General features: G+C 67.2%; 9 protein-coding genes. 4 read left to right on the forward strand and 5 right to left on the reverse strand.

What is annotated here, in order from left to right:
• Positions 1-16: 16 nt before the first annotated feature.
• Genes WS91_RS06390 through WS91_RS06400 form a run of 3 tightly spaced genes read right to left on the reverse strand, consistent with a single transcriptional unit; the run spans position 17 to position 3,515 of the window.
• Positions 17-1,387: a cytochrome c gene (locus WS91_RS06390; protein WP_059669953.1), complete on the reverse strand. Its 1,371-nt coding sequence runs from the start codon at positions 1,385-1,387 to the stop codon at positions 17-19.
• Positions 1,387-3,000 (reverse strand): GMC family oxidoreductase, encoded by a 1,614-nt coding sequence (locus WS91_RS06395; protein WP_059669954.1) that lies wholly within the window; start codon positions 2,998-3,000, stop codon positions 1,387-1,389. The genes WS91_RS06390 and WS91_RS06395 overlap by 1 nt, the downstream gene beginning before the upstream one ends.
• A complete protein-coding gene (locus WS91_RS06400; protein ID WP_038746880.1) occupies positions 3,000-3,515 on the reverse strand; it encodes a sugar dehydrogenase complex small subunit in 516 nt (171 codons plus the stop codon). The genes WS91_RS06395 and WS91_RS06400 overlap by 1 nt, the downstream gene beginning before the upstream one ends.
• Before the next feature lie 178 nt (positions 3,516-3,693).
• Here WS91_RS06400 and WS91_RS06405 point away from each other — a divergent pair, with 178 nt between their 5' ends.
• The 4 genes from WS91_RS06405 (at position 3,694) to WS91_RS06425 (ending at position 11,365) form a co-directional block, all read left to right on the forward strand.
• Entirely contained in the window at positions 3,694-4,050 is a 357-nt protein-coding gene (locus WS91_RS06405) for a hypothetical protein (RefSeq protein ID WP_059669955.1), read from the forward strand.
• 1,338 nt (positions 4,051-5,388) lie between these two features.
• Entirely contained in the window at positions 5,389-6,996 is a 1,608-nt protein-coding gene (locus tag WS91_RS06415; protein WP_081989496.1) for a S8 family peptidase, read from the forward strand.
• A gap of 767 nt (positions 6,997-7,763) precedes the next feature.
• Positions 7,764-10,550 (forward strand): magnesium-translocating P-type ATPase, encoded by a 2,787-nt coding sequence (gene mgtA / locus WS91_RS06420; RefSeq protein WP_059582421.1) that lies wholly within the window; start codon positions 7,764-7,766, stop codon positions 10,548-10,550.
• Positions 10,551-10,621: 71 nt separating this feature from the next.
• Positions 10,622-11,365 (forward strand): transporter, encoded by a 744-nt coding sequence (locus tag WS91_RS06425; protein WP_038746891.1) that lies wholly within the window; start codon positions 10,622-10,624, stop codon positions 11,363-11,365.
• Between the two features lie 247 nt (positions 11,366-11,612).
• On the opposite strand, the gene WS91_RS32355 is transcribed toward WS91_RS06425, so the two are convergent.
• A complete protein-coding gene (locus tag WS91_RS32355) occupies positions 11,613-12,044 on the reverse strand; it encodes a DNA-binding protein (RefSeq protein WP_231751989.1) in 432 nt (143 codons plus the stop codon).
• A gap of 14 nt (positions 12,045-12,058) precedes the next feature.
• Positions 12,059-13,477 carry an aminotransferase-like domain-containing protein gene (locus WS91_RS06435; RefSeq protein ID WP_038746896.1) on the reverse strand — a complete coding sequence of 473 codons (1,419 nt, stop codon included), beginning with the start codon at positions 13,475-13,477 and terminating at the stop codon, positions 12,059-12,061.
• Positions 13,478-13,484: the final 7 nt, after the last annotated feature.

The following is a 13,484-nucleotide window of genomic DNA, read 5'->3' on the forward strand; positions in this document are numbered from 1 at the left end:
TAACCCGACCCGTACGTTACTGCGCGGCGCGCAGCTTCGCAACGTCCTGTTCGCTCACCTTCGCCGCCGGATTGCCGAACTGCCCGGTCAGATAGTTCGTGAGCGCGGCGATCTGCGCGTCCGACAGCTCGTGGCGGAACGCCGGCATGCCGACGTCTTCCTTGCCCGCCTTGCGCGCGACGCCGTTCAGGATCACCTGCACGAGATTCGTCGGGTTCGGCGCGCCGACCGTCGAATTGTGGAAGAGCGGCGGATAGTAGCCGTCCGGCGTGCCCTTGCCCTGCATCTGGTGGCAGCTCGCGCAGTTGCCGAGATACAGACGCGCGGGATCGACGCCCGTCGACGCGAGCGCGACCCCGCGCAGCCGGATTCCGTCCTCGGCCGGCTTGCCCCATGCGGCGCGCGCCTTCGCGCTGCCGTCGGCGACGGCGGGCACCGTGCGGACGTACGTCGCGATCGCGCCGATGTCCGCGTCGGTCATCTGCGAGAAGCTGTGCTCGACCGCCTCGGCCATCGGCCCCGCCGCCTGCGCGAGACCCGGCACGCTGCCCGTGCGCAGGTACTGCACGAGCTGCTGCTGCGTCCAGCCGCCGATCCCCGCGTTCGCGTCCGACGTGATGTTGTAGCCGTCCCAGCCCGAGAGCACCGAGCCCGCGAGGAAGCTGCCGCCCGTCTCGTCGAGCGATTTCTCCTGCAGCGCGACGCCGCGCGGCGTGTGGCACGTGCCGCAGTGCGCGAGGCCCTGCACGAGATACGCGCCGCGGTTCCATTCGACGCCGCGCTCCGGCTTCGGCTGGTACGCGCCGTCCTTCAGGAACAGCAGGTTCCAGATCTTGAGCGGCCAGCGCATGCTCAGATACCACGGGATCTCGTTCTTGCGCGCAGGCTGCCTGATCGGCTCGACGCCGTGCATGAAGTACGCGTAGAGCGCCTTCACGTCGTCGTCGCTGACCTTCGCGTACGACACGTAAGGCATCGCCGGATACAGGTTGTCGCCGCTCTTCGCGACGCCGTGACGCACCGCGCGCTCGAAATCCGCGAACGTCCAGTCGCCGATGCCCGTTTCCTTGTCGGGCGTGATGTTGGTCGTGTAGATCGTGCCGAGGACGGGCGCGCGCATCGGCAAGCCGCCCGCGAACGGCTTGCCGCCCTTCGCGGTGTGGCACGCCATGCAGTCGCCCGCGACGGCCAGATAGCGGCCGCGCTCGACGAGCGCGGCGTCGGCGGAAGGCGCGGATGTCGCCGACGTCGCAGATGCGGCGGCCGCGGCCGGCGCGGACGAAGCCGCAGCGGCCGGCGCGGCGGCAGCGCCGGCGTCCGCCGCGCTCGACAAGCCGGGCAACGCGAGGCAGCCGGCCAGCATGAAGGAAAGCGTTCGTTTCAGCATCAGATTTCCTTCTTCAACTGGTCCGAGATCCGCAGCGCGAGCGCCGCGATCGTCAGCGTCACGTTCACCGTGCCGACCGTCGGCATCGTCGCGCTGCTCGACACGAACAAGTTCGGATGGTCGAACGTGCGGCAGTCCTTGTCGACGACCGAATCGCGCGGATCGGCGCCCATGATCGTCGCGCCCGTGATGTGGTTGTTCGGCGCGAATTCGTCGTTGAACACGACGTCGGTGCCGCCCAGCACTTTCGCCGCGGTCGCGTAGACCTCGCGCGTGTGCACCGCGCCGCGCTTCACGTAGTCGTCGATCGCATAGGTGATTTCCGGGCGCGGGATGCCGATCGCATCGGTCGCCGTCTTGCTCGGCACGATGCGGTTCTCCGGTTGCGGCAGGATTTCGTGGAAGCAGTCGAACTGCACGTAGCGCGCGGAGCGGTCGCGGATCTGCGCGTCGAGCTCGGCGGGCTTCAGCAGCTTGCCGGCCTTGAAGATCTTCTGCGTTTCCTGATCGATGCGCGACAGGTTCGACAGGTGGATCTTCTTCGCCGCCTCGGTCGCGCGGAACGGGCCGTCGCGGAAACCGATCAGCGACGTCATCTCCTGCGGGCCGCGCCCCGGCCACAGCTTCTCGCTCGCGTAGAAAGACACGCCGGTGCCCGGATGGTCCATCAGGTTGCGGCCGACCATGTCGGAGCTGTTGCCCACGCCGTTCGGGAAATCGTGGCTCGTCGACATCAGCATCAGCTTCGGCGTCTCGATGCCGTTCGCGGCGAGCACGAAGTACTTGCCCTCGACGCGGTGCTCGACGCCCTTCGGGTCCTTGTAGAGCGCGGCGACGATCTTCTTCTGCGGGCCGACCTCGAGCTTGTGGACGACCGCGTTCTCGACGAGCTTCGCGCCCGCCTGCTCGGCCTTCTCGACGTGAACGATGCCGTTGTACATCGCGCCGATCGGACAGATCGGCATGCAGTTGTTGTTGCCGCAGCAGGTCGGACGGCCGTCGTACGGGCGGCTGTTGCGCGCGACCGGCTCGGTCACCACGTGGAATTTCGGGTCGTGGTTGTTGAGCGCGGTCTTGATCGTGAGCTCGTTGTAGGACAACGGCAGCGGCGGCATCGGGTACGCCTCTTTGCGCGGCGAGAACAGGTCTTCCTCGGGGCCGGGGCCCCAGACGCCCAGCTCTTCCTCGGCGCGCTGGTAGTAGTGCTCGAGATCGTCGTACTGGATCGGCCAGTCGCGGCCGACGCCGTAGACGGTCTTCATCTTGAAGTCGTTCGGAATGAAGCGCCACGCGGACGCGGCCCAGTGCCACGTCGTGCCGCCCACCGCGCGGATGTACTGCGAGTTGAACTTGTGCTCGCCCTTCAACACCAGGTAGTCGTTCGGCGGGCCGTATTCCGGATGCGGCGCCCACGGGCTCGACGGATACGGCGCCATGAAGTCCATCTTGTCCGGCTGGTTGCGAAAGCGCTCGACGATTTCCCAGCGCGGCATGCGCGGGCCGGCCTCGAGCAGGATCACCGACTTGCCCGCCTTCGCAAGCTGATGCGCGACGATCGCACCCGCGACGCCCGAGCCCACGACGACGACGTCGGCTTGTTGTGTATCGGACATCAGGCTTGCCTCTCGATCGGTTTGTCGGCCCAGAAGCCGGGTTTGTTGGGGCAGTACGAGCGGATCACGAGCGTGTCCGACACGACGCCGAACATCAGCGCTTCTTCATAGGTGATCACGACGTTGTCGACGATGCCGAGATACCACGCTTCGAGAATGCGCAGCGCGAGGGCTTCCTGATCGGGCGTGAGCGTATTCGCGGCGAGCGCGCCGGCGAGCTTCGGCAGCCCGTCGCCGAGTTCGAACGAGCCCTTCTGCAACGCGTGCAGCAGCCGTTCGCCGACTGCGCGGTTCAGGCCGGTCTTGCCGGTCAGCGCCTCGGACAGCGTCATGAACGCGTCGAGCGGCGCGGCGCTCGGCGCATCGGCGAGCGCGCGCAGCGTGAGCGATCCCGCAAGGCCCAAGGCGCTCAGCGCGAGCGAGCGCTGCAGCCATTGGCGTCGGGTGAGCCCCCCACCCATGGGCTCGACCGCGTCGCTCGGGCGACGCGCGTGGGGATTGGTGTCGTTATTCATCGTTCCTTCTCTCAAGCGTCGGGCTCGGGAAAACGAGTGTTGATATTTCTCAAACTACGGCGCGGCTCCGAAATGTACGCGTTCGCCGCCAATTGAACAATCCCTTTATAGTTCATCGAATCGTTTTGCACTCCCTTGCAATGCGGGTTCCGGCGGCTTTTTCAGTTTTCGCAAAAAATTGTTTCTCAATGCGGCGTTGCGGCGTGCGGACTATCTGGAGTACGCAGCAATAAGGCGTGGCGCGATCACGGAGGCGCGCGCCGATGACTTGAACGAACGGCGCGGCGCAAACGGCGTTCGGAGGCTGCCGGAATCGATGGCGGAAGCCGCGCCGCGGCGCGGCGCGGCTGTTCCGTTGACGCTCGATCGGCCGCGCGGTCGGTTCGACGCGCCGGCGCATCGCACCGACCGCCTCCGCGCGCGCCGATGCCAGTCATTCGTACGATTGCCCGGACTCCTGAAGAGCGCGCGCATTTCAGCGCCGACAACGAATGGTTCAGTTCACGAATTCGGCCAGCTTGGCGGAATCGTCTGAATGAGGTGTTTGCCACGGCGCTTTTCCGCTCCCCCTATGCCCGCCGCCGCGTGATTGCCGAATCGAGGAACGTTTTGCACGCGGAAACGTTCCGACATATCGTGCCCGCATCGTTATCGTGGATACGCGGCGCACGTGCGGCCACCCATACGCCGAAGAAGCGCTTTTCATTCACGAACGCGCCGCACGACGGCGCCCGGCCATCGCGAACGCTCGCGCTCGATCGCCCCGCTCCTGGACGGTTCGGCGCGGCCCTCCACGCCGACGATCGTCATACTCATACGTTTGCCTTCGCTCGACTTGCGCAACGCACGCGCGCCGCACGTGCCCGCCGCCGTCGCGAAGGTCTTGCCGCGAGATCGCTGAAATCCTCGATGCCCGAATCCCTGCGCGTGCGAAAGCGAATGCCCGCCGGGAGGAAACATTTCGCTCGGCCGCGCCGCCCGCTTCTGCCGCTCATGCGTATTCGTCATTGCTGCGGCTCCAACGGTCGCTCGTGTGGTTCCGCACGAGCGAAATGCGGTTCCGCGACGAGAACGAAATTGCGTTGACGACGAGCCCGGTGCGTTTCATCGGCCGCTCGAATTCGCCTGCTATCTTCGTCGCGACGTCGCGCGAATAGCCGGCGCCCCTCCACGGTTCGTCGGAATCAGAAACGGCATCGGCGCTTCGCGAGCGCCGAGTCGCGCAACGCCCGCCCCGTCGATATTCCCGAGCGCTCCAGCAAGTTCGCGCGCATCCACCGAATGCGCCCGCGGCCGAACCGGCACGCGCATGCGGCGGCAATCCGTTTGAAACGAACGCACATGCTTTTCGCGGGGAAAAGCCGGAAGAAATGCGATCGTAATGCGATCAAAAACTTCGAGCCCCGACGCGCGGCGGCCTCGCCTTTCCGCTCGATGACGCGCCCGCATGCCGAATATGCGCCGAGCGCGCATCCGATTGGCCGTTTTATACGGTCGTTCTCCGTTTCCCCCGCTTATCTCAAAAAATAATCTCGAACCAGGCCGCTTCGTACACCAAAAATGCTCGTGATTTTGTGCGGCAAGCGACTATATTTTCCGAAAGACTATCAAGAATTGTTAAACGCAGCCGTTACTCACACCAGTAACTCCGATCGGGCGCGCACGAGCCCGACGGATTCAGAACAAGACCTGGCGACGTACGGGATGCAACGAGGACGAGGATGCTCAGCGACCTCCCGCGCCATGGCCTTGACCGCGTTGACCGCGCATGCGGTTTCGAACCCACGGGTGGAGAGGCACCATGTACAACAAACGTAGCAATCCTGACAAGACGCGGTTTGGCCAGGCCCGCGCAGTGGCCGGCATTCTCTCCATGTCCTTCCTCGTTCCGCTCGCCGGTTGCGGCGGCGGAGGCGGCGGGGGCGGAAGCAGCACCCCTTCGGCAGCCGCACAGCCGACGCCGGCTCCGGCGCCGACACCTGCCCCCTCATCGGGTTCGTCGCAATCCGCGACTTCGTCGACATCGACAGCCGCTTGCCCCGTCACGCAAGCCGCATCGACAGCCGCAAGCGCGCAGCTCGCCTCCAGCGCCGTTTCGCAGGACGCGCCCGTCGACCACCTGATCGTCAAGCTGCAGGACGCGGCGGCGACGGCGGGATCGGGCGCGCGCATCATGGCCGCGACGAACGGCGCGACGCGACTGGATGCGGTGATCCAGCGCGTGATGTCGCAATGGAACACGAAGAGCGGCGCCGCTCGCGCCTATGCGCAAAACGTCGCGCCGACGAGCGCCGTGCAGGTCGAGCGGACGATGTCGGGCGGCGCCACGCTGCTCGCACTCGGACAAAAGATGAACGCGGATACGGCCAGCGCACTCGCGCAAACGTTCGCGGCCGACCCCGACGTTGCGTACGCGGAACCCGACCGGCGTGTGTTCGCCCGCACGGTGGCGAACGATCCGGACTACGCGCAGCAATGGAACTACTTCGATCCGACGGCCGGCATCGATCTGCCGAACGCATGGAACGTGACGACCGGCTCGCCGGGCATCGTCACCGCGGTGCTCGACACCGGCTATCGCCCGCATCCGGACCTCATCGCGAACCTGCTGCCCGGCTATGACTTCATCACCGACATCAACACCGGCAACAACGGCCACGGCCGCGGCCCGGACGCGACCGATCCGGGCGACTGGGTCACGCAGCAGGAGCTGACCGATCCGTCGAGCCCGTTCTATCAATGCGCGAGCGGGCCGTCGAACAGCAGTTGGCACGGCACGCAGGTCGCCGGCATCATCGGCGCCGCCGCGAACAACGGCATCGGCATCGCGGGCGTCAACTGGTACGGCAAGATCCTGCCCGTGCGCGTGCTCGGCAAGTGCGGCGGCGCGACGAGCGACATCGCCGACGCGATGCGCTGGGCGGCGGGCCTGCCCGTCGCCGGCGCGCCGACGAACCTGACGCCCGCGAAGGTGATCAACCTGAGCCTCGGCGGCACCGGCACGTGCGGCGACACGTTCCAGCAAGCGATCAACGACGTGATCGCGAAAGGCGTGAGCGTCGTCGTCTCGGCCGGCAACGACGGCCAAGCGACGACGCTCGATCGCCCGGCGAACTGCCAGGGCGTGATCGCGGTCGGCGCGACCGACAGCACGGGCCAGCGCGCGTGGTACAGCAACTTCGGCACGGACATCACGCTGAGCGCGCCGGGCTCGAACATCCTGTCGACGACCAATGCGGGCACGACGGTGCCGACCACCGACGCGTACGGCACGCACAGCGGCACGAGCCTCGCCGCGCCGCAGATCGCAGGCATCGCATCGCTGATGCTGTCGGCGAATCCGAACCTGACGCCCGCCCAGATCGCCCAGAAGCTCGCAGGCACCGCACGGCCGTCGCCATCGACGACATCCTGCCTCGCGCGCGCGCCGGGCGCGGGCATCGCCGATGCGGGCGTAGTAGTTGCGTCCGCAACGAAATAGGCGAGCGCCGCACTCACGCGCGCATGCGGCGGCCGCCCGAACGGGCGGCCGCTCGCGCTTGCGGCCACGCATGGCCGCCGTCGCCCGGCACGAATCGCACATCGCACCGCCCGCGAATATGCGCGCAAGTCGCGTAAGCGCGCTGTAAAAAGCTTGACGCTTCGTACGCCGACCCTTTACCATCGCCCCCGTCTTGATACTTGGAGTGTTCCGTGAACACCGATGCGAGTTGTAGTCGGTCCTGCACCGGCTTGACTGCTGACTGAGGCATTCGCGCAGAGCCCCCAACGCTTCTGCCGCATCCCGGCCAGCAGGATGCGGCGTCTTTCCGGCCGTCTCGGCCCGATCTTCCCGCCACGAATTTTCCGAACGAACGACGCATGCGCCGCCATGCGCGCGTCGTGCACGCTCGTTCGCACGATGTACGGCCTGCGCCGTGCACGCGGGCGCATGCGCTCGCGCGCCGCCGCCGCGTGCGTGTGCGCGCCGATTTCGCATGCGCCCGCCGTGCGCAGTCCTCCTCCCGGACGCCGCCTCGCGTCCGGCCCACGATCGACAGGAGTCCAGATGGAAGCAGACGACAGTAGCCGATTACCGCTCGCCGGCGTCATGCCGCGCGACGCGCGCGTCGCGTCGGCTGCGCCGGCGAGCGATCCCGATTTCCCACTCACTCAGCCGAACGCGCGCGACGCGAGGCGGCGGGAGACGCTCGGCCCTCGATGACGCCGGCGCTCCCCGCCCGCCGCGCGCGGCACACGGAGCGACCGATGACACGACGCACTCCTTCAAAAAACAAGCAACGCGGATTCCTCCATTACGGCGCGCGGGGCGACGGCGACGATCGCCGCCCAATGCGCATCGAATACGAATCCGCTCGACCGCTCGCCGACACGCTCGCCAATCTGCGCACGAGCGAGCGCGGCCTCACGACCGCCGATGCCAAGGACCGCCTGCTGTGCGACGGCCCGAACGAAATCGCGCACGACAAGCCGCCGCACTGGACCCGGCAGCTGTTGAGCTCGTTCAACAATCCGTTCGTCTACGTGCTGCTCGTGCTCGCCGCGATCAGCTTCCTCACCGACGTCTACTTCGCCGAGCCGGACGATCGCGACTACGTCAAGATCACGATCCTGCTGTCGATGATCACGATCAGCGTGCTGCTGCGCTTCGTGCAGGAATTCCGCTCGCTGCGCGCGGCCGAAAAACTGAAGGCGATGGTCCGCACCACCGCGACCGTGCAGCGCCGCACCGACGATGCGAATGGGCCGATCAAGCACGACGTGCCGATGCGCGACGTCGTCGTCGGCGACATCGTGCATCTTTCCGCCGGCGACATGATCCCCGCCGACGTGCGGCTCATCTCGTCTCGCGACCTCTTCATCAGCCAGGCCGTGCTGACGGGCGAATCGCTGCCCGTCGAGAAATACGACACCCTCGGCGCCGTCGCGCAGAAATCCGCCGAACCGGCGAGCGGCCCCGGCGGCGGCGCGTCCCGCGCCGAGCACGCCGCACACGACGGCTCGCTGCTCGATCTCGCGAACGTGTGCTTCATGGGCACCAACGTCGTGAGCGGCACCGCGACCGCGGTCGTCGTCGCGACGGGCGCCGATACGTATTTCGGCGCGCTCGCGAAGAACGTCGTCAGCCACAAGCGGATCGAGACGAGCTTCGATCGCGGCGTATCCAGCGTCAGCTGGCTGCTGATCCGCTTCATGCTCGTGATGGTGCCTGTCGTCTTCATGATCAACGGCTTCACGAAAGGCGACTGGCTGAGCGCGCTCACGTTCGCGCTCGCCGTCGCGGTGGGCTTGACGCCCGAGATGCTGCCGATGATCGTGAGCGCGAACCTCGCGCGCGGCGCGGTCGCGATGGCGCGGCGCAAGGTCGTCGTCAAGCGGCTGAACTCCGTCCAGAACTTCGGCGCGATGGACGTGCTCTGCACGGACAAGACGGGCACGCTCACGCAGGACAAGATCATCCTCGAGCATCACCTCGACGCATCCGGCCGCAAGAACGAGGACGTGCTGCGTCTCGGCTGGCTGAACAGCTTCCATCAGAGCGGCCAGAAGAACCTGATCGACATCGCGATCGTCAATCGCGCGAACCAGCTCGGCGACTGGATCAAGCCGCAGGGCTATCGCAAGATCGACGAGCTGCCGTTCGATTTCGTGCGGCGGCGCCTGTCCGTCGTCGTCGAAGATCCGCGCGGCACGCACCTGCTCGTCTGCAAGGGCGCGGTCGAGGAAATGCTCGCGGTGTCGACGCATGTTCAGGACGACCAAGGCGTGCGCCCGCTCGATTTCGTCGAACGCAAGCGGCTGCTCGCGCAGGCGAGCGCGTACAACGAAGACGGGTTCCGCGTGCTGATCGTCGCGACCCGCGCGATTGCGCGCGGCGACGAACGCGAGCAATACCGGACGGCCGACGAGCGCGACCTCGTCGTGCGCGGCTTCCTGACCTTCCTCGATCCGCCGAAGGAATCGGCGGCGCCTGCGCTCGCCGCGCTGCGCGAGAACGGCGTCGCCGTGAAGGTGCTGACGGGCGACAACCCGACCGTCACGCTGAACGTGTGCCGGCAAGTCGGCCTCGAGCCCGGCAAGCCGCTCGTCGGCGCCGAAATCGAGGCGCTCGACGACGCGGCGCTCGAAAAGGCGGTCGAGCGCACGACAGTGTTCGCGAAGCTCACGCCGCTGCAGAAGGCGCGCATCGTGAAGGCGCTGCAGGCGAACGGCCACACGGTCGGCTTCCTCGGCGACGGGATCAACGACGCGCCCGCGCTGCGCGACGCCGACGTCGGCATCTCGGTCGACAGCGGCGCGGACATCGCGAAGGAAACCGCCGACATCATCCTGCTCGAGAAGAGCCTGATGGTGCTCGAGGAAGGCGTGATCAAGGGCCGCGAGACGTTCGGCAACATCCTCAAGTACCTGAACATGACCGCGAGCTCGAACTTCGGCAACGTGTTCTCGGTGCTCGTCGCGAGCGCGTTTCTGCCGTGGGAGCCGATGCTCGCCGTGCAGATGCTCGTGCTGAACCTCATCTACGACACGTCGCAGATGCTGCTGCCGTGGGACAAGATGGACCCCGAGTTCCTGAAGAAGCCGCGCAAGTGGGAAGCGAAGAACATCGGCCGCTTCATGCTGTGGGTCGGACCGACGTCCTCCGTGTTCGACATCACGACGTACGTGCTGATGTGGACCGTGTTCGGCGCGGGCGCGCTCTACCACGCGCAAGGCGGCGCCGCCGGCCAGCTCGTGATGAACTCTGGCTGGTTCGTCGAGAGCCTCGTGTCGCAAACGCTCGTCGTCCATCTGCTGCGCACGCAGAAGATTCCTTTCCTGCAGAGCACCGCATCGCTGCCCGTGCTGCTGTCGACGACGACCGCGATCGCGATCGGCTGCTGGCTGCCGTTCTCGTCGTTCGGGCAAGCGCTTGGCTTCATCCGCCTGCCCGGCGACTACTGGCTGTGGCTCGTCGCGACGATGGCCGGTTACATCGCGCTCGCGCAGATCGTGAAGACGCTCTACGTCCGTCGCTACAAGCAGTGGTTCTGACGCGACGCCTCCACGCTGCATCCGGCCGCGCGCCGCGCGCGCCGGCCGCTCGTTTCATCGAAGGTGACGATATGAAAAGAATGCTTCCGCTCGCGGCCGCGGGCGCCCTCTTCACGCCCGCCGGCGCGCACGCCGACCACCCGTTCACGTCCGACGACACGAACACGCAGGGCGACGGCAACTGGCAGTACGAACTGAACGTCGAGCGCACGTCGAAGCAGCCCGACATCGGCCGCCAGCAGCTATGGAACACGACGCTCACGCGCGGCTTCGGCGAGCGCGTCGACCTGTACGTGCAGGCGCCGTACACGCACGTGCAGACGCGCTCCGACGAGCAGGGCTCCGGCTTCGGCGACGTCGAGATCGGCGCGAAGTGGCGCGTGCTCGAACATGGGCCGTTCAGCATCGCGGTGAAACCTCGCTTCACGATGCCGGCCGGCCACGACGCGCGCGGACTCGGCAACGGCCGCGTCAACGCCGGCGCGACGCTGCTCGCGCAGTACGACATCGCGCGCGTGCAGTTGCTCGCCAACGCGGGCCTCATGTACCAGTCGAATCGGCAGGACAACCTCACGTCGATCTGGCAGGCGTCCGGCGCGATCATCTATCGCGCGACGGACAAGCTGCGGCTCGGCATCGACATCGGCATCTCGCGCAATTCCGAACGCGGCGCCAGCGCGAATCCGGCGTACGTGATCGCGGGCGCGATCTACACGCCGCGCGACTGGCTCGATCTCGACGTCGGCTATCGGCGCGGGCTCAACGATCAGATCTACGATCATTCGTTGATGGCGGGGATCACCGTGCGGTGGTGAGCCGCGTAGCCGCGGCAGCGTGACGGCGGGGCGGGCTGTCGGCCGCCCCGCTCTCTTTTGTATCGCCGGGCTTGTATCACTGGCCTTGTATCACTGGCCTTGTATCGCCGGCCTTGTATCACTGGCCTTATATCGCCGGCCCCGCTTCGCCGGTCTCGTTTCATCGCGCGAACCGCATCGCGCGTGCGTCGGCGCTTCGTGACGGCCGCGCGCCCTCCTGCGCTCATGCGAGCCACCCACGGCCGCGTCAGCCGTCGCCGCGCGCCGCCGTGCCGCCGCCGAAAAGCGCATCGCACAACTCGCGCCCCTGCGCGGTCAGCGCCGCGCGCCCCGTGCCGTCGTCGCGCATTGTCGTCTCGGTGAGGCCTGACGCATCGAGCTGCGTCAACGTGCGTCGCAGCACGCTCATCGGCACGCGTGCGCGCTTGCCGAGCTTCGCGAGCGACCACGGCGCGCCGCGCGCGTCGTCGGCCGCTTCGCGCAATTGCAGCAGCACCGCGACGATCGCCGGATCAAGGCCGTCGTCGCCGTTCGGCGACGTCGAGCGTTCATCGCCTGCCGGACGTTCGCCCCGCTTACCGCTCTCGCCGTATTCACCGCATTCAACGCATTCAACGCATTCAACGAGTTCACCGCGTTCGTCGCGCACGTCGCGTTCGTCGCCCATCGCATCCGTCATCGCCGCCTCGGCCGTCATCGCTTCGCACACACCGCGGCCAGCCTGCCGAGCGTCTTCACGGCCGCCTCGATCTGCGGCGACCACGGATAGCTGTAGTTCAACCGGATGCAATGCCGGTACGCGAGCGTCGTCGAGAACATGTGCCCCGGCCCGAGCGTGATCTTCTGCGCGAGCGCGAGCCGGTACAGCTCCATCGCATCGACGTCGTGCGGCAGCTCGACCCACAGCACGTAGCCGCCGCGCGGCTGCGACAGCCGCGTGCCGTCCGGAAAGAAGCGCCGCACCATCGCCGCCATCATGCTCGCCTGCTGCGCATAGAGCTTGCGAATCCGCCGCAGATGATGATCGTAGCCATCGTGCTTCAGATATTCGGCGATCGCGAGCTGGTCGATCGCGGGCGTCGCGAGCGTGTTCAGGAACTTGAGCTTCTCGACGCGATCGCGGTAGCGCCCCGGCATCGCCCAGCCGATCCGGTACGCAGGCGACAGGCTCTTCGAGAACGACGCGCAATGCAGCACGAGCCCGCGCGAATCGAACGCCTTCAGCGTGCTCGGCCGCGCGGCGCCGTAATACAGCTCGTGATAGACATCGTTCTCGATCGCCGGCACGTCGTGCCGCGCGAGCAGCTCGACGAGCGCGCGCTTGCGCTCGTCCGGCATCAGGAAGCCGAGCGGATTCTGGAAATTCGGCATCACCATGCACGCGGCGACGCGCTCGCGCGCGAGAATCCGCGCGAGCGCGTCGAGGTCGATGCCCTCGCCCGGATGCGTCGCGACCTCGATCGCGCGCATCCCGAGCCGCTCGATCGCGTGCAGCATCGCGTAGAACGTCGGCGATTCGACCGCGATCGTGTCGCCCGGCTTCGCGACCGCCTGCAGGCACAGATTGATCGCCTCGGTCGCGCCGATCGTCACGACGATCTCGTCCGGATCGACCGCGACGCCGCCTTCCAGGTAGCGGCGCGCGATCTGCCGGATCAGCTCCGGATTGCCGGGCGGCAAATCGTCGATCACGCCCCAGCGCGTACGCCGCCGCGCGATCGCGTGCGCGTGCCGCGCGATGCGCTGCGCGGGAAACGGCGTCGCGTCCGGGTACGGCGAGCCGAGCGGCACCGCGTCGTCGCGCGCGATCGAGCGCAACGTCGACAGCACGAGCCGGCTCACGTCGACGGCCGACGGCACCGCGACGGGCGCCGACGCATGCAGCTCCAGCTCCGGCGCCTCCTGCCGCGCACGCACGAAGTAGCCGGACTGCGGCCGGCTTTCGATCGCGCCGCGGCTCTCGAGCACCAGATACGCGCGCACGACGGTCGTGACGCTCAGCCGGTGCTGGCGGCTCGCCTGCCGCACCGACGCAATCCGCTCGCCCGGCCGGTAGACGCCGCGCCGGATCATCGCGTCGATGTCGTCCGCCAGTTGTTCGTAGCGCTTCACCGCTCGC

It is taken from the genome of Burkholderia sp. MSMB1498 (genome assembly GCF_001526245.1).
Lineage (GTDB): Bacteria > Pseudomonadota > Gammaproteobacteria > Burkholderiales > Burkholderiaceae > Burkholderia > Burkholderia savannae.